The organism is Alistipes intestinihominis (assembly GCF_040095975.1).
In the GTDB taxonomy this organism is placed as follows: domain Bacteria; phylum Bacteroidota; class Bacteroidia; order Bacteroidales; family Rikenellaceae; genus Alistipes; species Alistipes senegalensis.
The window spans coordinates 154,159-173,957 of record NZ_JBBMFL010000005.1 but is presented as its reverse complement, the minus strand read 5'-3'; the positions used below and the strand labels follow the sequence as shown (position 1 = coordinate 173,957).

The following is a 19,799-nucleotide window of genomic DNA, read 5'->3' as shown; positions in this document are numbered from 1 at the left end:
ACCTATGAAAGTATTGGTTATCGGCGGCGGCGGCCGCGAACACGCCATTGTCGATGCGCTGACGTGCTCGCCGCAGGTCGAAAAGATCTACTGCGCTCCCGGCAACGCGGGCATTGCCCGGCAGGCCGAGTGCGTGTCGATCCGCGAGACCGAGGTGGAGCGCCTGCGCGATTTCGCCGCGGAGCAGGGCGTCGGACTTACGGTCGTGGGACCCGAGGTGGCGTTGGCGGCGGGAGTCGTCGATTGCTTCAAGGCGGCCGGACTGCGCATCTTCGGCCCCACGAAGGCTGCGGCACGCATCGAGTCCTCGAAGGAGTTCGCCAAGGAGCTGATGGCCAAATACGGCGTTCCGACGGCGGGGTTCCGCGCGTTCACCGATTACGCCGGGGCGTTGGCCTACGTGCAGGGGCGTCCCCTGCCCGCGGTGCTGAAATACGACGGACTGGCCGCCGGCAAGGGCGTGGTGATCGCCCGGACGATGGCCGAGGCCGAAGCGGCGCTGCGGGACATGCTGCTCGACGACAAGTTCGGCGAGGGCAAGGTGGTCGTCGAGGATTACCTCGAAGGCCCCGAGTTTTCGTTCATGTGCTTCGTCTCGGGACACCAGGTGTGGCCGATGGTGCTGGCGCAGGACCACAAGCGGGCCTACGACGGCGACGAAGGTCCCAATACGGGCGGTATGGGCGCCTATTCGCCCCTGCCGTTCATCACGGCCGAGGACGAGCGGTATGCCTTGGAGCGGATCATGCAGCCCGTTGCCGACGCGATGGTCGCCGAGGGGTGTCCCTTCGAAGGGGTGCTTTACGGCGGGCTGATGAAGACTGCACGGGGCATCGAGGTCATCGAGTTCAACGCCCGTTTCGGCGATCCCGAGACCGAAGTGGTGCTGCCGCGTCTGAAGAGCGACATCGTTGACATCTTCTGCGCCGTGGCCGAGGGCCGCGACACGCAGTTGGAGTGGCACGACTTCGCGGCGCTGGGCATCGTGCTGGCCTCGAAAGGCTATCCGGGCGACTACGAAAAGGGACACGAGATCGAGGGCCTCGACCGCGTCGGGGGGACCGTTTACCACATGGGCACCAAGGCTGACGGCGGACGGATTCTCACCAACGGGGGCCGTGTGTTGTTCGTCGTGGGCACGGGCCGCGATCTGGCCGAGGCGCGGAAGAATGCGCTGGCCGACGTAGCCCGCATCGACTGCGACAATCTGTTCCACCGCACCGACATCGGTCACTGGGCCCTCGACGATTGATGCCTCTTCCGAGCCTTGTCCGCCGCGAGTGGCACGTCGTTTATCAGTTTCCGTTGGCCGTGGGGCTGATTACCGCGTTGAATCTCGCTGTGACGGTCTGGTGGGATTGGAGCGGCGTGGAGGGAGCATTTGCTTTCGCGCTCAATACGGCGTGGATGCTGTTGCTGACCGTCGTGACGGTCGGCGTGCTGGGGATCGTGGGGTTGCCTTTGCGGTTCGTCTATCGGTTGAATGACCGGTGGCGCCGGAAGTGGTGGCTGGCTCCCTGCGGGATTCTGGCCGGATTGGCAATGTGCGCTTCGTCGTTCCATATCGGTGCGGAGGATCTCTGCATCGAAGAGGGACCGACGCTCGCAGTTCCCAATCAAGCCTTGAGTATGGGCGGATTGTGGCTTGTCGGATTCTGCACCCTGCATTTTTATATACCTTTCGAAAAGATAATACGAGCGATATATGGCAAAAATCATTAGCGGAAAAGAACTCTCAGCGAAACTGAAACTCGAAATGGCGGACGAGGTGAAGACCTTCCCCGCGAAATACGGACGTGTGCCCCATCTGGTGGTGATCCTCGTGGGCGAGGACCCCGGCAGCGTGAGCTATGTGACGGGCAAGGCCAAGGCTTCGGCCGAGGTGGGCATCCGCAACACCACGATCCGCAAGCCGGAGTCGGTCACCGAGGCCGAATTGCTGGACATCATCGCGGCGCTGAACCTCGACGACGAGGTGGACGGCATTCTGGTCCAGCTGCCCCTGCCCAAGCACATCGACGAGGACAAGGTGATCGCCGCCATAGACAAGTCGAAGGACGTTGACGGCTTCCACCCCCTGAACGTCGCGGCGCTGTGGCAGAAACAGCCCTGCACGCTTCCCTGCACCCCGAAAGGCATCCTCAAGATGCTGCGGACCGCCGGGGTGGAGATCGCCGGCAAGCGCGCCGTGGTGATCGGCCGCAGCAATATCGTGGGGCTTCCCGTCTCGAAGCTGCTGCTCGACGCGAATGCCACGGTGACGATGGCCCACAGCCGCACGCGCGACCTGGCCGAAGTGACGCGCGGGGCGGAGATTCTGGTGGTGGCCATCGGGCGTCCGAAATTCGTCACCGCCGACATGGTCTCCGAGGGCACTGTGGTGATCGACGTGGGTGTCAACCGTGACCCGGAGACGGGCAAGTTGTGCGGCGATGTCGATTTCGCGGCCGTCGAGCCCAAGGCTTCGGTCATCACCCCCGTTCCGGGCGGTGTCGGGCCGATGACGATCTGCTGCCTGATGGAGAACACGATCGAGTGCTTCTTAAATAAAAAGAACCGGAGTTAAGCTCCGGTTCTTTTTTATTTGCGGTAGGTCGCCGTCAGTTTCCCGGGCAGCGGGGCCGACGGGTCGCGCCGCCAGACCATCGCCAGGTCGGTCGCCGTGTCGCCCGTCCCGAAGTCGAACCCGTCCGGGGTGACGAACTCCGTCGGCACGGCCCCGTCGAATCCGAAACGGCCGTAAAATCCGTGCAGCCACTCCTGGCCGGGCGTCGGGATGAGGAACGCCGCGTCGTCGCCGCGCTCCGCGACGGCCTGCATCGCTTCGCGCATCAGCTGCAACGCCAGCCCGCGGCCCCGGAATGCGGGGTCCGTCGCCACGGCGTAGATATAGGTCGTGCGCCCCAGCTCCGTGTCGAACGGCACGAGGTGGAGCATCGCCGCCGTGCGGCCTTCGACCTCTGCCGTCAGCATCCGTTCCCGCGAATAGTAACGCATGATGAACGAGTCGGCGAACTGCTCTTCGTCGCCGAAAGATTTCAACCACAGATCCTTGCAGGCCAGCTCGTCGGGGTGCAGGCAGATCGCCGTGAACTTGTGCTGGAGGAATGCTGGGTGGTAGGAGAGTTTGGCTTGCCGCAGGCCCTCCAGTCCGAGGTCCTCCTCGCGGTTGATGAGCGTGAAACGCTCGGGGAGGTGCTGGGCGAAGAGCTTGTTGATGATCGTGAAGGCGCCGTCGAACTCCGTGTCGGCCTTTTCGACATGGGTGTCGAAGGTGTGGTCGTTGACCGCCGAGCCGTAGGTGAAGGCCGCCAGCCGGTCGCCGACGTAGATGCAGCCGCCGATCAGTCCCAGTTCCCCGAAATGCCTGAAGGCCCGCTGCATGGCCCGCTGTTCGGCGCACAGCTCCGAGGTGTGCCCCTCGTGTTCCCGCCGCCAGGCGCGTTCCAGGGCCATGCAGGCTTCGAAACGGTCGGGTGTCAGCTCCTCGTAGCGATAGTCGGGGTATTCGGCCTCGAAACGGTTGATGTGGTTGCGCTTGGGCTGGTAGCGGCGTCCGGCGAGGTTGCGCAGGTCGTCGGCGTTGTAGACGTAATCTTCCAGCGCGCGGTCCGATTCGAAGGCGAAGCGGCAGGGGTGCACCCGGGCGATCGTTTCGCGGCCCTCGTCCGTCAGTCCGATGATCCGCAGCCGCTGCCCGTGGGCGTGGGCGTCCTCGCGCAGGCTGGGGATGATGGCTCCCAGGTCGCCCGTTCCGACGGGCTGCATGTAGCCGATGCGCTCGCCGCCGTCGATCTGGAAGCGGATGACGAGGAATCCGTCGATCTCGGCCCACGCGCTGTGGAACACCTCCTGCCAGCAGTACATGTTGGCGAAGGCGAGGTCGCAGTTGCAGATGCCCGACGGCATGGTATAGCGCTCGATGACCGCCCGGTCCTCGAGGCGCACGGGTTTGAATTCAATCATTGGGGGTGTAACTCTTGCGTTCGATATGGCTGTAATATTGCTGGATCAGCGCCCGGAACGACTGCGTCAGGCTGTCGGCGGCGGGCGTCGCCGGGCACTCCTGCACCTCGGTGCCCGAATCGTCGAGCACGACGGCTCCGTCGTCCGTCAGCGCGCGGAATTTCCCGTCGTACGACACCGACCAGCGGGGCCGCTGCGGCTCGTTCAGCACGTCGCGTCCGAAGGCGAAGTAGGGTTCCGTGTTGCCCGTGAGGCCCAGCACGGTGGGCATGATGTCCAGCTGCTGCGTGACCTCCCGCACCTCGCCTTGCAGGGCGCCGTCGGGGGTGTGGATGAATCCCACGATGTGCATGTTCCCCGGGTAGGAGCGTGTTTTTTCGGCGAATTTCTCCGACGAAACGTGGTCGGCGACGAATACGAAGATCGTGCGGCGGAACCACTCCTCGCCGCCGAAGCGGTGGAAGAAGCGGCGGAACGCCTGATCGTCGTAGGCCACGCCCTTGTGAATCCGGGTGTATCCGTCGGGCAGCGTGGCGGCGTACTGCTCGGGTACGACGAACGGATGGTGCGACGAGAGGGTGAACAGCGTGGCGAAGAAGGGTTCGGGCGTCGCCGCGAGCTCCTCGCCCATGAATTGCAGGAACGGTTCGTCCCAGATGCCCCAGTACCCGTCGAAATCTCCCGTGCCGTGGCGGGCTTCGTAGTCCTCGCGGCTCACCAGCCGCTCGACGCCCGCCGAGCGGGCGTAGGCGCCGAATCCCATCGAGCCGTGTTCCGAACCGCAGAAGAAGAGCGTCGCATATCCCTTGTCCGCCAGCATGGCGGGCAGTTGGCGGCTCTCGCCCAGCGACTGGGGCATCAGCACGAAGGGCGTGCGGAACGACGGGAGGCTGCCCAACACCGAGGGCATGGCCTGGATCGACCGCGTGCCGTTGGCATACATCCGTTTGAACACCAGTCCGTTCTGCATCAGCGAGTCGAGGAAGGGCGTGAATCCTTTCACCTCCCGGTCGGCGTAGACCTCCGGACAGAGGTAGGCCGAGTGTTCGGCCGACATGCTCTCCATGATGAAGACCACGACGTTGCGGCCCGCGAGGTTCACGACCGTGCTGTCCGCAGGCTGGTGCACGGGCGTGAAGCGCCGCGCCAGCTCCTCCGGGGCGAAGTGTTTCTTGTATTTGACGCTCCCCGCGCTGCCGATGGTGCGCAGGATGCAGAACGGATTGCTCAGGATGAGGTTGGCCTTGCCGCTGTCGGCGGTGTAGAGCGTGGCGTTCGACAGGGTGATCGGGCGCGTCATGCGGGTCATGCCGCCGCGCATCCCGGCGACGCTCAGCCCCGCGGCCGCCGCGAAGATCACCGTGTTGCCGATGTAATAGGCCCATCCGCGGCTGAAAATGCTCTCTTCCCGCACCCTGCGGCGGTAGCCCCACGCCAGCAGGGCGGTCAGGGCGATCCACAGAAGCACCAGATACCAGTTCTCGGCCATGAATTTCCCGACCAGCTGCAACGAGTTGTCGTTGTCGGCGAAGAAGATTTCGTCGGCCGTGAAACGTTTCTGCGTGTAGCGGAAATAGACCGTGTCGGCGAGGTTCGTCGCCACGACCAGCACGGCGTTGACCGCGACGTAGTACCAGAACAGCACGGCCCGGTACCAGCGCCGTTCGCGCAGGGGCAGGGGCAGCAGCGACAGCAGGATGAACACCCCGTCGGCGTAGACGACCGAGGCGGTGTCGAATTTCAGCGCTCCGGCCAGCAGCGGCCACGCCTCGGCCCACGTCAGGGAACCGAGCACGGCGGCGTTGTAGAGGTAGAACGCCGTGCGGCAGAGCATCAGCACCGCGTAGAGCAGCACGATGCGCCACACGAGCAGCGCCAACGGGGTATGGAGCAGACGTTTCATCCGGAACGGGTTATTCGCAGGCTTTGAGCGACATGTCGAGCGACTTGATCTGGTGCGTCAGCGCGCCCACCGAGATGAAATCGACGCCGCACTCGGCATAGTCGCGCATCGTTTCGAGGGTGATGCCGCCGCTCGACTCGGTTTCGCAGCGTCCGGCGACCTTCTCGACCGCCTTGCGGGTCATCTCGGGGGTGAAGTTGTCGAACATGATGCGATCGACGCCTCCCGCGGCGAACACCTCGTCGATGTCCTCCAGCGAGCGGACCTCGCATTCGATCGGGATGTTCTTGCCCTTGGCCGCGAGGTATTCGCGCACGCCTGCGATCGCCGGACGGATGCCGCCCGCGAAGTCGATGTGGTTGTCCTTCAGCAGAACCATGTCGAAGAGCCCCATGCGGTGGTTCTCGCCGCCGCCGATCTTCACGGCCATCTTGTCCAGCACACGCATGCCGGGCGTGGTCTTGCGGGTGTCGAGGACCTTGGTGTGCAGTCCTTCGAGGCGTTTGACATAGACGGCGGTCTGGGTCGCCACGCCGCTCATGCGCTGCATGATGTTCAGCAGGATGCGTTCGGCCTGCAACAGCGAGCGCAGGCGTCCCGAGACATAGAACGCCACGTCTCCGGGCGCGACGCGGTCGCCGTCGCGGAGCACCTGTTCGAATTTCATTTCGGGATCGAGGCGTTGCAGCACCAGTTGGGCGATCTCGATGCCGGCGATCGTGCCCTCCTGCTTGCACAGCAGGCGCATGCGTCCGTGTTCGTCGGCGGGGATGCACGCCAGCGACGTGTGGTCGCCGTCGCCGATGTCCTCTTTGATGCAGAGTTCGATCAGTTCGTCTACGAAAGGTTTGTATTCGGGTTTCATGGCTTGTGGATATTTGGTTGTTATTTTTTGATGATCAGCCGGCCTTCGTATTCCATCCGGTAGGTTCCCAGTCTGGGGACGTTGCAGGTGAAGCTGACGCGGCAGTTGACGCCGTCGATCGACCCTTCGACCTCGGTGAGCGTGTAGGAGGGCAGGGGCTGGTAGCCGTCCTGACCGGGCAGGATCGCTTCGGGAACGATGCTTTCCTCGGAGAAAGCGATCGAATTGTCCATGCCGGTGTAGCGCGTGTGCGGTATTTTCATTTCGAAGGGCGGCATGCCGGCTGCGAAGCGGGTCTTGTGCATGTAGAGGGAGAAGTATTCCGAATCGCCCGAGGGGCCTCCGGCGAATTCGAACAGCGCTTCGTCGTCGGTGTAGGCGTTGCCCGCGTCGTCCGTAGCGACCGCGCTGCCGTAAAAGAACATGTTGATACCCTGGAGATGTCCGTCGATGATGCCGTCGTTGGCCGAGGCGTAGCGGATCTTGGGTGCGCCGTCGTCATCGTTGCAGGCCGCGAAAGCCGCGGCGGCGAACAGGAGGAAGAGGAGTTTTTTCATGTGTCGGTATTGTTATATGTTTATGTTCAGGGTGATGCCGAAGGTCCGGGGGCGTCCGCGCTGGACGAACTCGTTGCCGATCGACTTGAAATAGAATACGTCGTAGCCCGTTCCTGCGAGGTTGCGGCCCCAGAAGTCGAGCGAGTAGTGTTTGTGTTCGATCCGCACCGAGGCATCCGTCAGCGCGTAGAACGGCTGCGAGAGCGTGTTCTCCTCGTTCCACCAGATGCGCCCGGCGCAGCGGACCCCGGCTTGCAGCACCAGGTCGCCGAGCCACTTCACGCCCGTCGGGAGGGTCCATGCGACCCCGGCCGAAAAGGTGTGCTGCGGAGCGTAGGGGATATGGTTGTCCTTGAAATCCCCGATGCCGTTGTCGTAATGCACGAAACGGGCGTCGGTGTATCCGTAGGCGGCGTTGATCTCCAGCGACCGCCACGGCGCGAATTGCAGGGCGGCTTCGGCCCCGACGCTGCGCGTGCGGCCCGCGTTGGTCATCATGCGCCCCGTGGCCGTCCCTGCGGGAAAGACCGTGAGCTGCTGGTCGCGGACGTCGATCCAGAACACCGCGAAATCGCCCCGCACGGCGCCGTCCATGCACGAGAAATGGCCGCCCAGTTCGTAGTTCCAGCTGTATTCGGGTTCGTAGGACATCAGGTCGGGTTCCTCATAGGGGATTCCCGAGGCCATTTGCCATTTGATCTTTTCCTGGAGGATGTCCGAGAACATCTGCGTGTTGAATCCTCCGGCCTTGTAGCCCCGGGCCACGGAGACGTAGAGATTGCGCACCTCGTCGAAGCAGTACATGACCGAGAATTTCGGGAGTATCTCGGTGTAGGAATGGGCGATTTCATTCGTCTCGTCGATGTCGATCCGGATGGGGGCCGGCGCTCCGCCGTTGACGCTCAGGGAGCAGTCCATGCCGGCCTTGCTGTGGTAGCGCAGCCGGGTGCACTCGTAATCGGCGCGGATGCCGGCCGTGATCCGCCAATGCCCCAGCGTGAAGCGGGATTCGTGGTAGAGCGCCGCGCCGTACGAGGGCATGCGGAAATCGGAACAGAGCGGCAGTTCGTCCGCATCCATCGTATAGACTAAGTCCGGGCTGATGTTGGCATTTTCGAGGATCAGCTTCTCGATGCCCGTGCGTTTGAAATGCACCGGCGCCTCCATCGTGCCGCGGCGGTAGAACCCGAACGCCCCGAACAGCCATCCGTAGCGGCGTCCGTCGCGCGAGCGGAACACCACGTCTTCGGTGACGGTGTGTTCGCGCCGGGCCTGTTTGAGCGTGAAATAGCTCAGGGGCGTGAAATCCTGATCGAGGATCATCGCGTCGTCGGAGTATTGGTAGGAGGTGATCGACGAAACGGCGAATTTTTCGGCGTCGTAGCGCACCGTGAGTCCGTCGCTGACGGTCGTCCGGCGGTAGGAGCAGGGATCGTTGTAGCTGATCTCCCCCTTGCGGATGACGACCTGCCCGTCGTGCACGATCTCTTCGCCGACGTAGGCGTAGGGATAGCCGCCCTGGTCCAGGACCGAGAACGAAAGGGTGTTGTCGATGCGCAGTCCTTTGCGGTTGCGCCATTGGAGTTTCCAGCGGCCCCCGCCCAGCTGCTCCCGGTCGCATTTTTCACCCGTGTACAGATTGTCGAAAAAGCCGCCCGTGCGGGTGTAGTAGCCCGTCACGGCCATCCCGAGGTCGGGCGATAGCTTGCAGTAGGACGACGCCCGGAAGCGGTAGGAATCCCCGCTGCCGTATTCGGCCGTCAGCCGCACCCCCTGATACGCCAGCGGCGAGAGGGTGTAGACGTTCACCACGCCGCCCATCGTGTTGCGGCCGTAAAGCGTCGATTGGGGACCGCGCAGCACCTCGATGCGTTCGGCGTCGGCCAGCTCCGTGTCGAAATTGTCCTTGTTGAGCACGGGTACGTTGTCGATGTTGAGGCCGATCACCGGCTGGTCGATGCGCGCCCCGAGGCCCCGCACGTAGATCGACGAGGTCATGCGCGACCCGTAGTCCGGGGCGTGGAAATTGGGAACCGTCTGCGAGAGCTCCTTCAGCGCCCCGATGCGGCTGCGCCCGATGGCGCGGCTGCCGACGATCGACGCCGCGACGGGCTGCGACCGCAGGACGAGCCCCTGCTTGATGGCTGTCACCTGCACCTTGTCCACCACGATCACCGTATCGGCCGCCTCGTTCTCCTCCCCGCCGGCGGTGCGGCCCGCGGCCGCGGAGGCCAGCAGCAGGAGCGGTATGGCTATCAGTTTACGGTGCATGGCTGAACGGGAATTTGTCAAGAGTGCAAAGTAACGGATTTATTTCGAACGGTGCAATCCTAATTTATGAGGAGCGGCCTACATCCCGTCCGGATCGGCATAGCCTGCGGCCAGCGCGTAGACCACCAGTCCCGCCACCGAGCGGATGCCGAGTTTTTCCATGATGTTGCGGCGGTGGGAGATGACCGTCGTCAGCCCGATGCCCAGCCGGTCGGCGATCTGCTTGTTGATGAGCCCCCGGGCGACGAGCGCCAGCACCTCGGCCTCGCGGTCCGAGAGCGGCTGCCCGGTCGGCGGCGGGGCGGGCAGGGTGTGTTCCGGACGGCGGACGCTGTGCTGCATCTGCACCAGTGCGCGCACGAATTCCTCCTCGTCGGTCTGTACGTCGATGCAGTGCATTCCGGCATGGGACTGTCCGGCGGTGAGCAGGATGGTCTTGTGCTGCCGGGCGCGGAAGTAGGCGTTGTGGGCCGCGAAGGTCTGCGCCGCGACGAAGTAGTGGATGAACCGCTCCGGCTCCGCCTCGGCGAACTCCTGGAAATCGCGGAACAGCTCGATGGAGGCGTGCGGAATCACCTTTTCCAGAATGGAGCGGAGCCCCGCGCCTACGAGGATGTTGGGGGTCAGGACGGCTATGGCGGGGCGCTGCTGCATTATTCGTGGTGGTAGGGTTCGTTGTTGAGGATGGTGAAGGCGCGGTAGATCTGTTCGGCGAAGATCGCCCGCACGATCTGGTGCGAGAAGGTCATGCGCGAGAGCGACAGTTTTGCGTTGGCTCGGGCGTAGACCTCCTCCGAGAATCCGTAGGGCCCGCCGATCACCATGACGAGACGCTTCACGCCGCTGTTCAGGCGTTTCTGGACCCACAGCGCGAATTCCACCGAGCGGAACTCCGTGCCCCGTTCGTCGAGCAGCGCCACGAAATCGCCGTCGGTCAGCTGGCGCAGGATGGCTTCTCCCTCGGCCGTGCGCTGCTGCTTGACGGTCATGCTCTTGGTGTTGCGCACGTCGGGCAGGGTCGTGACCGCGAATTTGCAATAGAAATTCACGCGCCGGGCATACAGTTCCACCAGCGCGGCGACCTCCTTCGAATCGGTCTTGCCTATGACGATCAGTTCGAGGGTCATCCGTTACAGATCCGTATTCCACTCCCCGTCGGCATCGGCGTAGATCACCGGACGGGACTTTTCGACCGATTTCAGCCATTGGTAGGCTTTGTACATGTTGTATCCGTTGCCCGAGGGGCCTCCCAGCGAGTAGGCGACGACGCAGGTGAAGTTGCGCGAACGGTAATACATCGCCTTCACGCGTTCCAGATATTCGTCCGCGAACGCCGGGTCGTTCGACGGCGTGCCCCCGACCGTGCGGTCGCCGCTGCGCTCCGGGGCGTCGATGTTTGCCCGGTCGATGACGTAGAGTCCCAGCTCGTCGCACAGTTCGTAGAACCACGCCGGCTGCGGATAGTCCGGGCAGACGGTGTTCTTGCCTTTGGCTTTCAGTGCTTTGAGCTCTGCGAGGGCGGTCTTGCGGTCGGCCGCGGCGTTGTAGCGGGCCTTTTCGAGTTCGAGCTCCTTGCCCAGCCGCATGATGTGTCCGTCGATGAGTTCGGTCTTGCCGAACCCGATCTTCATCGGCATGTACTCCTTGTAGACACCGTTGCGGCGCGTGAAAAGCATCACCTTGTAGAGCGGCGGCGTCTTGCTTCCGGCCTCCCACTTGTTGTCGTAGGTGTGGTAGATGAACGGTGAGAAGCGCACTGTGTCGGTCGAGCGGCCCGGAATGGTGATCTCGGTCATGTTGAATTCGAGCAGCTTGCCCTGCGGCGAGTAGATGTCGTAGCCCACGGTGACGGGCTCGTCGTAATTGAACGCGTTCTGCGCCACGATCCGCAGGTCCAGCATTCCGAAGTTGCGCCCCAGCGTGTCGGGCACAAGCCCGATCTCGAAATCGGCGATCGAACGCTTGTTCTGATAATAGAGGTAGCTGTTTTCGAACGGTTTGCGGGCGGCGGGGGCCTCGGCGTCGAGTTGCCGGGCGGGGTTGTCGCTGCGCATCAGCAGTTTGAAGTCGTTGACGCCCTCGCGGATATAGGGGGTCAGGTCGAATTCCGCGGGCGTCAGCGGATCGCTGACCTCGGCTACCTGACGGTCGTTGAGCCAGAGCGAGTAGGCCGAACCGGGGTTCTCCGCGTGCAGGTAGACCACGCCGTCGGTCCAGGCGAACGGGATTTCGATCTCCTGTCCGAGAACGGCATAAAGAGGACCTTCGGTCGTAATCGTCACCTCGGGGCTGAAGGCTTTCCAGTAGCCTCCGGCTTCGCGGTTGCGGGCATCGGCGTCGTGACGGGCGTCGTAGGGTACGACCTCCGTGCGGTAGATGCGGCCTCCGCGCGAGGTCATCGGAACGGGGTTCCGTTCTTCCTGGGCCAGGGCCGCCAGCGTGCAGGCTGCCAGCGCAGCCGTCAGTATCGTTCGTTTCATCGTATACGGAATATGATTCGGACAAAGATACGAATAAGCCGAGAGAAAAAAGCAAGCTCGCTTGCATTTTTTCCGAGGCGGAGTATCTTCGGCGCAGCCAAAGATACGAATAAGCGAGGGCAATGTCAAATTTATTTGAACATTGCCGGGCGGGAGTATCTAAGGCGTAGCCAAAGTACGAATAAGCGAGGGCAATGTCAAATTTATTTGAACATTGCCGGGCGGGAGTATCCGAAGTACGAATGGACCGAATCGCATGCGCTCCGGTAATACATTCCGACTTATGGAAGTGCCGTTACGACACCGGAGGTAATTTTTTTTGCCAAATCGCAAATAATAGCTAACTTTGTCAATTAGGAAAACGAGTGAAGAACAAACTATGAAAACGCAAAGAATCGTAGAGATTTTGAAGTCGGGCGTCGTGGACACCGACATCGTCGTCAAAGGTTGGGTGCGCACCAAGCGCGGAAACAAGAACGTGGCGTTCATCGCCCTGAACGACGGGTCGTGCGTAAATAATATACAGGTGGTGGTCGATCTGGCGAAGATCGTCGAGGAGGAGCTCAAACCCGTCACCACGGGTGCCTGCATCCGCGTCGATGGCCGTCTGGTCGCATCGCCGGGCGCGGGGCAGGGCGTCGAGGTGCAGGCCGAAAAGCTCGAGATCTACGGCACGGCCGATCCCGAGAGCTATCCCCTGCAAAAGAAGGGACATTCGCTGGAGTTCCTGCGCGACATCGCCTACCTGCGTCCGCGCACGAACACGTTCGGCGCGGTGCTCCGCATCCGTCACGCCATGGCCTATGCCATCCACGAGTATTTCAACAACCACGGTTTCTACTATTTCCATACTCCGATCATCACGGCTTCGGACTGCGAGGGCGCCGGTGCGATGTTCCAGGTGACGACGCTCGACCTGAACGACCTGCCGCGGACCGAGGAGGGCGCGGTCGATTATTCGCAGGATTTCTTCGGCAAATCGTGCAACCTCACCGTGTCGGGCCAGCTCGAAGGCGAGCTGGGCGCGCTGTCGCTGGGCCGCATCTACACGTTCGGCCCCACGTTCCGTGCCGAAAACTCCAATACTCCGCGCCATGCGTCGGAGTTCTGGATGATCGAGCCCGAAGCGGCGTTCTACGATCTGGAAGACAACATGGAACTGGCCGAGGACTTCCTCAAATACCTCATCCGCTATGCGCTGGATCATTGCATGGAGGACCTCGAATTCATGAACAAGATGTGGGACAAGGGGCTGTTGGAGCGGCTGCATTTCGTCCTGGAGCACGATTTCAAACGCCTGGACTACACCGAGGGCATCGAGATTCTGAAAGCCTCGGGCCGCAAGTTCGAATTCCCCTGCGACTGGGGCTGCGACTTGCAGTCGGAGCACGAGCGTTACCTCGTGGAGGAGCATTTCAAGCGCCCGGTCATCCTGATCAACTACCCGAAGGACATCAAGGCGTTCTACATGAAGCAGAACGACGACGGCAAGACCGTGCGCGCGATGGACGTGCTGTTCCCCGGCATCGGCGAGATCATCGGCGGTTCGGAGCGCGAGGCCGACTATACGAAGCTGCACAACCGCGTGACCGAGCTCGGCATGAGCGAACGCGAGCTGTGGTGGTACCTCGACACCCGCCGCTGGGGGTCGGCGCCCCACTCGGGCTTCGGGCTGGGCTTCGACCGTCTGCTGCTCTTCGTGACCGGCATGACGAACATCCGCGACGTGCAGCCGTTCCCCCGGACGCCGCAGCACGCCGACTTCTGACCGCTTGAGAAGCGGCTTTCAGGGGCGATGGCAGGCTTTCGGGCTGCTGAATCCCGTCTGCGCTCCCGCCCGTTTTACACCGGAAGCCGTCCTGAACGACTTTCGCAACACCCGAACCCGATATTAATAAATGAAGAGACCAAATTCGGAATGCTGATAAATTCTTAATTTGGACCCTATATGGCTATCAATCAGAAACAGGTACTTTCGCTTCAGCAGAAGCTCTCTCCGCAGCAGATTCAGATGATCAAGTTGCTGGAGCTCCCCGCCGTGCAGCTCGAACAGCGCATCAAACAGGAGATCGAGGACAACATCGTTCTGGAAGAGGAGGAACGCTCTTCCGAGGACGACGAGCAGCCCCAGCAGATCTCCGTTGACGAATACCTGCACGACGACGACACGCCGTCGTACAAAAGCCGCATCAACAACTTTTCGAAAGACGACAAACAGCGCCCGGTCTATCTGACCGAGGGGCGTTCGTTGCAGGAGTATCTGATCGAACAGCTGCGCTACCGGAATCTTCCCGAGCGGGATATGCGGCTGGCCGTCTACCTGGTCGGGAGCATCGACGAGGACGGTTACCTGCGCCGCGATCTGGAGTCCGTGGCCGACGACATCGCCTTCACGGTGGGGGTCGAGACCACGGCCGGAGAGTTGGAACGCCTGTTGAACGTCATCCATGAGCTGGAGCCTGCCGGCATCGGCGCCCGCGACCTGCGGGAATGCCTGTTGTTGCAGATGGCGCAGATGCCGATCAACACCCGCCCGCGGCGGCTGGCCCGCAAGATTCTGACCAACTATTTCGACGAGTTCGTCAAGAAGCACTACGAGAAGCTGATGGCGCGCTTGCAGATCTCCGAGGACGATTTCCGCGAGGCGATCGCCGAGATCCGCCGGCTGTCGCCCAAACCCGGCAACCTCTACGCCGAGGGCGGTACGGACACCACGCCCTACATCATTCCGGATTTCCTCCTCGATTATCAGGACGGGCGTTTCACCCTGTCGCTGAACTCCTACAACGTTCCCGAGGTGCGCGTCAACCGCCGCTATATGGAGATGATCCGCGAGATGGTGGGTTCGGACGGCCGCGTCCGGGAGAAGGACAAGGAGGCGATCCAGTTCGTGAAGAGCAAGATCGACTCGGCGAAATGGTTCATCTCGGCCATCAAGCAGCGCCACGATACGCTGATGCGCACGATGCAGACCATTCTGGACTATCAGGAGGAGTATTTCAAGGACGGCGACAAGTCGAAGCTCCGGCCGATGATCCTCAAGGACATCGCCGACCGCACGGGGCTCGACGTTTCGACCATCTCGCGCGTGGTGAACAGCAAATACGTGCAGACGCAGTTCGGGATCATCCTCCTGAAATCGCTCTTCTCGGAGGCCATGCAGACCGATTCGGGCGAGGAGGTGTCGAGTTACGAGATCAAGAACATCCTTCAGGAGTGCATCGACGAGGAGGACAAGCGCCGTCCGCTGACCGACGAGACGCTGATGGACATCCTCAATTCGAAAGGCTACCGCATCGCCCGCCGCACCGTGGCCAAGTACCGCGAAATGCTCGGCATTCCGGTGGCGAGGCTGCGGAAACAGATATAACCCGCATGAGAAGCGGGATTTAAGGGCGGCGGCAGGCTTTCGGATATCGGATTCGGGTCTGCGCTGCCTGCCTTGAAAAACGTTTTTTTAGGCGGGCGGGTCATTGCGAGCGAATGCAATGCGCGTGGCGATCCGATGGATAGCCGGGAGGTTCCGACATGATCCGCAGATCGCCGCGTCGGACTGAAAGTCCTCCTCGCAACGACACCCGTCCGAACGGCGGGCATTAAAGAACTGGAAATGAACTATAAAAAAATCTCCACCGGCATCTCTTGGGTCCTGCACCCGTTTCTGCTGCCGATCTATATGATGGCCCTGCTGCTGACGATGACGACCTTCGCCCATTACTCCCCGAACGTGAAGTTCTATCTGCTGTGGGTGGTGGCGCTTTATGCCGTCATCATCCCTGTGTTGTCGCTCGGGGTGCTGCGGTCGCTGGGCCGCATTTCGGACTACCGTGTCGATGACCGGCGCGAACGGATGCTGCCGCTGCTGATCGGGGCGCTCTGCTACATCCTTTGCGCCGTCACCGTTGCGAAGATCCCTTCGGCGGTGTTCCTGCGCAAGTTCATGCTCGCCGCGGCCTGCTGCGAGCTGCTGTGCCTCGGGGTGTCGTTCTACTGGAAAATAAGCCTTCATCTGACGGGCATGGGCGCCGTCGTGGCGCTGCTGGTGGTGATGAACGTCGTGGGCGTGGGCAATATGATGGTGCCGCTCGTGGCGGCTGTCCTCTGCGCCGGGGCGCTGGCTTCGGCGCGCCTCTATCTGGGGTGCCACAACGGACGGCAGGTGCTGGCCGGATTCTGCGGCGGTTTCGCCGTCTCGGTGCTCGCCGTACTCTTCTTGTAAGGCGTCTTGCGCCGGTGGCACGGACGGGGCGGAAAAGCCTCCTGACCTGCTGTTGTTTCTAAAACAGGCGTCTTACGCCTGCCCCTCGGGGACGGATTTTTCGATCCGTCCCTTTTTTCGTCGCTCCTGTCGCTTCGGGCGGGATGTGTGCGCACACATCCTGTAAAAATGTATGATTGTTTCAATCAGATGTACGCAAGTTTCAGTCTTCCCCGATGCCTCATTCTAAATTTGCACTACCAGGAGGTTGCAGTTATTAAAAAAATCGAATAATGACGAGCTAACACAAGACGAATAACCTAAACCAATCAACATGAGTAAATCTACAAAGTATGCAATTTCCGGAACCGGGCGATGGGGCGCGCTGCGCTTCGCCGTGTTGGTTCTGGCGCTGTGTCTGCTGCATGCGCCGGGAATTCTCGCTGCGCCCGCTGCGGCGGCGCAGGCCGGGAATGCCGCCGCGAAACACCGTGTTCAGGGTACGGTGGTCGATCAGGCCGGTGCGCCGGTGATCGGAGCCAACGTGATCGTCGAGGGCACGACGACCGGCACGACGACCGATGCGAAGGGCGCCTTCTCGCTGGAGGTTCCCGCCAAGGGCCGCTTGCTGATCTCCTACCTGGGCTATGAAACCCAGCAGGTGACGCTGACCTCGCAGACACAGTATATGGTGACGCTGCGGGAGAATACGGCGGCCATTGCCGATGTCGTGGTCGTGGGCTACGGCGTGCAGCGCAAGGAGAGCGTCGTGGGCGCCATCTCGCAGGTCAAGGGCGACGCCCTCGTGGATTCGGGCGTGTCGAACATCACCAACGCCCTCGCGGGCAAGCTCTCGGGCGTCACGACGCTCCAGACCTCGGGACAGCCGGGTCAGAACGACGCCGAAATCCTGATCCGCGGCGTGTCGAGCTTCAGCAACTCCAACCCGCTGGTGCTGGTGGACGGCGTGGAGCGCGATTTCTCGACCATCGACCCCAACGAGGTGGCCAACATCTCGGTCCTGAAAGACGCTTCGGCGACGGCCGTGTTCGGCGCCAAGGGTGCCAACGGCGTCATCATCGTCACGACCAAGAGCGGTCAGGAGGGCAAGCCGAAGATGGACTTTTCGTTCTCGACGGGTTTCGCCATGCCGATCAACACCCCGAAGCATATCGACTCCTACCGGACGATGTCGCTGATGAACGTGGCCAAGATGAACGACCAGCTCTTCGATTCGCTCACCTCGCAGGCGGACCTCGCCGAGTACCGCCGCCCCTCGTCGCGCCTTAACGCGCTGCGCTATCCCGACGTGAACTGGCTCGACGAGATGACCGACTCGTTCGCCTCGACGATCAACGCCAACTTCAACATCCAGGGCGGTACGCGCTTCGTGAAGTATTTCGCCTCGGTGGGCTATGCGCACGAAGGCTCCATATTCAAAGGCGTGAACGACGGCAAGATCGATTCGCGCTACTATTACAACCGCTTCAATTTCCGCACCAACGTCGATTTCAACGTCACCCCGACGACCGTCGTGTCGTTCAAGCTGGGCGGCAACGTCGGCATCAAGAACAAGCCCCAGCCGCAGGACGGCGACGACGGCATGTGGAAATACATCTTCGGCAGCTCGACGGCCAAATATCCGATGTATTACCCCTCGTGGGTGCTCGAAGAGGTTCCCGACCTGGACTATCCGGGCGTCGTGGAGGACCGCCTTATCAGCGAGGCCGACCAGACCACGGGAAACCCCTATTACCAGATGATGCGCGGCCGCTTCATCCAGCTCACCGATTCCAAACTCTTCTCGGACATCATCCTCAACCAGAAGCTCGACTTCATCACCAAGGGACTTTCGGTGCAGGGCAAGGTGTCGCTGAGCACCTATTATAAATATACGACCCTGCGCACCGAGTACGACCGTCCGGCGTGGTACCTCGATTTCTCGAAGATCGGCTCCGGCGAGAATCCGTGGCGCCGGACGGGCGACAACGGTTATCTCTACGTGCCCAATCCGGTCTACACGACGGCCGGCAACGCATTGCAGGACGGCTACTACCTCGACCTCTACTACGATCTTTCGCTCAACTACAACCGCACCTTCGGCCGCCACAACGTGACGGGTCTGGTGCTCTTCAACCGGCAGGAGCAGGACAAGGGGTCGGATTTCCCCTACTACAACGAAGCGATCGTGGCGCGCGCCACCTACGATTTCGCCCACAAGTACCTCGTCGAGGTCAACATGGGTTACACCGGTTCGGAGCGCTTCGCCCCGGGCAACCGCTTCGGGTTCTTCCCTTCGGGCGCCGTGGGGTGGGTGGTCTCGGAGGAGCGTTTCTTCGAGCCGCTGAAACCGTGGTTCAGCAAGCTGAAACTCCGCTATTCGCAGGGTCTGGTCGGCAGCGACTACGCCAACAACCGCTGGCTCTACATGAGCGAATTCTCGAAGGACGGCAACGGACACATCGTCGAGGACAAGATCGCCAACAGTTCGGTGCAGTGGGAGCAGGCCATGAAGCGCGACCTCGGTATCGAGATGGGTTTTCTGAACGACGAACTCCACCTGAGCGTGGACCTCTTCGACGAGAAGCGCGACAAGATGCTGATTTCGGTGGACAACACGACCCCGATGTGGATCGGCAACACCTCGAAGGAGCTCAACAAGGGTAAGATCAAGAAACACGGCATCGAGCTGGAGCTCTCTTACCGCAAGCAGCTGAACAAGGACTGGACGGTCTTCCTGGGCGGCAACTTCTCGTTCAACGAGAACCGCATTCTCTACGCCGACGACGCCCTCTACGCCCTCGCGCATCAGCGCAAGGTCGGCACGGCCCTCGGCGCGCAGCTCAGCGGCGCCTACCTCGTGGGCAACGGCTATCTGACCTCGGTGGATGACATCCACAGCAACTTCCTGCCCGTCAAGGTCAGCGACGTGGTGGTCGGCGACTACAAGTTCCTCGACTTCACGGGCGACGGCGTGATCGACAAGGACGACCTCGCACGCATGGAGGGTTCGCTCAATCCTCCGATCGCCTACGCCTTCAACGCGGGCTTCAAGTGGAAGGGCCTCGACGTGAACGTCCTCTTCCAGGGCTATGCCAAGAAATGGGTCAATTTCGACCAGATGTACGAGTGGGAGTTCTACAAGGGCAACTACCGCACGCACCTCTCGTCGCTCGACTACTGGTCGCCGTCGAATCCGGGCGGCAACCACGGAGCCGTGCACTACACCGCCTCGTCGCAGGTCAACATGAACTGGTCGGGCTACAACGAGAGCGCCACGACGGGCGGTTACAACGCCAAGATCGCCGGCCGTTCGTGGCGCCGCGCCGATTACCTGCGTCTGAAAGAGGTTTCGGTCGGCTACACGTGGAGCGGCCCGAAGATCAGGCAGGCGCTGGGCGTGCGTGCCCTGAAGGTGTACGCCACGGGTAACAACCTGCTGACCTTCACCGACCTGCTGGAGGGCGATCCCGAAAACAAGTACCTCGTGTGGGGGCAGTATCCGCAGATGATGACCGTCAAACTGGGCATTCAGGTGTCGTTCTGATCCCAAAAACGC

15 protein-coding genes are annotated in these 19,799 nt (G+C 61.8%); 7 read left to right on the top strand and 8 right to left on the bottom strand.

Annotated elements, in window-relative coordinates; all coding sequences use genetic code 11:
- The first annotated feature begins 4 nt into the window (after nucleotides 1–4).
- Genes purD through folD form a run of 3 tightly spaced genes read left to right on the top strand, consistent with a single transcriptional unit; the run spans nucleotide 5 to nucleotide 2,566 of the window.
- The gene (purD, locus tag WMO46_RS06295; protein WP_278817449.1) at nucleotides 5–1,252 is read left to right on the top strand and encodes a phosphoribosylamine--glycine ligase; all 1,248 of its coding nucleotides are present in this window, start codon (nucleotides 5–7) and stop codon (nucleotides 1,250–1,252) included.
- Nucleotides 1,252–1,722 (top strand): hypothetical protein, encoded by a 471-nt coding sequence (locus WMO46_RS06290; RefSeq protein ID WP_129650557.1) that lies wholly within the window; start codon nucleotides 1,252–1,254, stop codon nucleotides 1,720–1,722. Before purD ends, WMO46_RS06290 begins: the two co-directional genes overlap by 1 nt.
- Complete coding sequence (gene folD, locus WMO46_RS06285; RefSeq protein WP_129650556.1) at nucleotides 1,706–2,566, top strand: bifunctional methylenetetrahydrofolate dehydrogenase/methenyltetrahydrofolate cyclohydrolase FolD; 861 nt, start codon at nucleotides 1,706–1,708, stop codon at nucleotides 2,564–2,566. The genes WMO46_RS06290 and folD overlap by 17 nt, the downstream gene beginning before the upstream one ends.
- Before the next feature lie 14 nt (nucleotides 2,567–2,580).
- Here the strand turns inward: folD and WMO46_RS06280 are convergent, their stop codons facing one another.
- The 8 genes from WMO46_RS06280 to WMO46_RS06245 form a co-directional block, all read right to left on the bottom strand.
- Nucleotides 2,581–3,966: a GNAT family N-acetyltransferase gene (locus WMO46_RS06280; RefSeq protein ID WP_278817448.1), complete on the bottom strand. Its 1,386-nt coding sequence runs from the start codon at nucleotides 3,964–3,966 to the stop codon at nucleotides 2,581–2,583.
- Nucleotides 3,959–5,869 (bottom strand): LTA synthase family protein, encoded by a 1,911-nt coding sequence (locus WMO46_RS06275; protein WP_349094020.1) that lies wholly within the window; start codon nucleotides 5,867–5,869, stop codon nucleotides 3,959–3,961. The genes WMO46_RS06280 and WMO46_RS06275 overlap by 8 nt, the downstream gene beginning before the upstream one ends.
- A gap of 10 nt (nucleotides 5,870–5,879) precedes the next feature.
- On the bottom strand, nucleotides 5,880–6,734 hold the full coding sequence (nadC, locus tag WMO46_RS06270; RefSeq protein WP_129650553.1) for a carboxylating nicotinate-nucleotide diphosphorylase: 855 nt from the start codon (nucleotides 6,732–6,734) through the stop codon (nucleotides 5,880–5,882).
- Nucleotides 6,735–6,754: 20 nt separating this feature from the next.
- Nucleotides 6,755–7,291, bottom strand: coding sequence for a hypothetical protein (locus WMO46_RS06265; protein WP_196016331.1), 537 nt, complete (start codon nucleotides 7,289–7,291; stop codon nucleotides 6,755–6,757).
- A 12-nt stretch (nucleotides 7,292–7,303) separates the two neighbouring features.
- Entirely contained in the window at nucleotides 7,304–9,562 is a 2,259-nt protein-coding gene (locus tag WMO46_RS06260; RefSeq protein ID WP_302588263.1) for a TonB-dependent receptor, read from the bottom strand.
- Nucleotides 9,563–9,640: 78 nt separating this feature from the next.
- Entirely contained in the window at nucleotides 9,641–10,216 is a 576-nt protein-coding gene (locus WMO46_RS06255; protein WP_019149643.1) for a helix-turn-helix transcriptional regulator, read from the bottom strand.
- Nucleotides 10,216–10,689 carry a 23S rRNA (pseudouridine(1915)-N(3))-methyltransferase RlmH gene (rlmH, locus tag WMO46_RS06250; RefSeq protein WP_302588262.1) on the bottom strand — a complete coding sequence of 158 codons (474 nt, stop codon included), beginning with the start codon at nucleotides 10,687–10,689 and terminating at the stop codon, nucleotides 10,216–10,218. The genes WMO46_RS06255 and rlmH overlap by 1 nt, the downstream gene beginning before the upstream one ends.
- Nucleotides 10,690–10,692: 3 nt before the next feature.
- Nucleotides 10,693–12,042, bottom strand: coding sequence for a glycoside hydrolase family 2 TIM barrel-domain containing protein (locus tag WMO46_RS06245; RefSeq protein WP_302588261.1), 1,350 nt, complete (start codon nucleotides 12,040–12,042; stop codon nucleotides 10,693–10,695).
- Nucleotides 12,043–12,421: 379 nt separating this feature from the next.
- Between WMO46_RS06245 and asnS the strand changes: the two genes are divergently transcribed.
- The 4 genes from asnS (at nucleotide 12,422) to WMO46_RS06225 (ending at nucleotide 19,787) form a co-directional block, all read left to right on the top strand.
- The gene (gene asnS / locus WMO46_RS06240) at nucleotides 12,422–13,810 is read left to right on the top strand and encodes an asparagine--tRNA ligase (protein WP_302588260.1); all 1,389 of its coding nucleotides are present in this window, start codon (nucleotides 12,422–12,424) and stop codon (nucleotides 13,808–13,810) included.
- A gap of 180 nt (nucleotides 13,811–13,990) precedes the next feature.
- Complete coding sequence (rpoN, locus tag WMO46_RS06235; protein WP_129650548.1) at nucleotides 13,991–15,412, top strand: RNA polymerase factor sigma-54; 1,422 nt, start codon at nucleotides 13,991–13,993, stop codon at nucleotides 15,410–15,412.
- Nucleotides 15,413–15,652: 240 nt separating this feature from the next.
- On the top strand, nucleotides 15,653–16,261 hold the full coding sequence (locus tag WMO46_RS06230) for a hypothetical protein (protein WP_019149649.1): 609 nt from the start codon (nucleotides 15,653–15,655) through the stop codon (nucleotides 16,259–16,261).
- A gap of 313 nt (nucleotides 16,262–16,574) precedes the next feature.
- Entirely contained in the window at nucleotides 16,575–19,787 is a 3,213-nt protein-coding gene (locus tag WMO46_RS06225; protein WP_278817421.1) for a SusC/RagA family TonB-linked outer membrane protein, read from the top strand.
- Nucleotides 19,788–19,799: the final 12 nt, after the last annotated feature.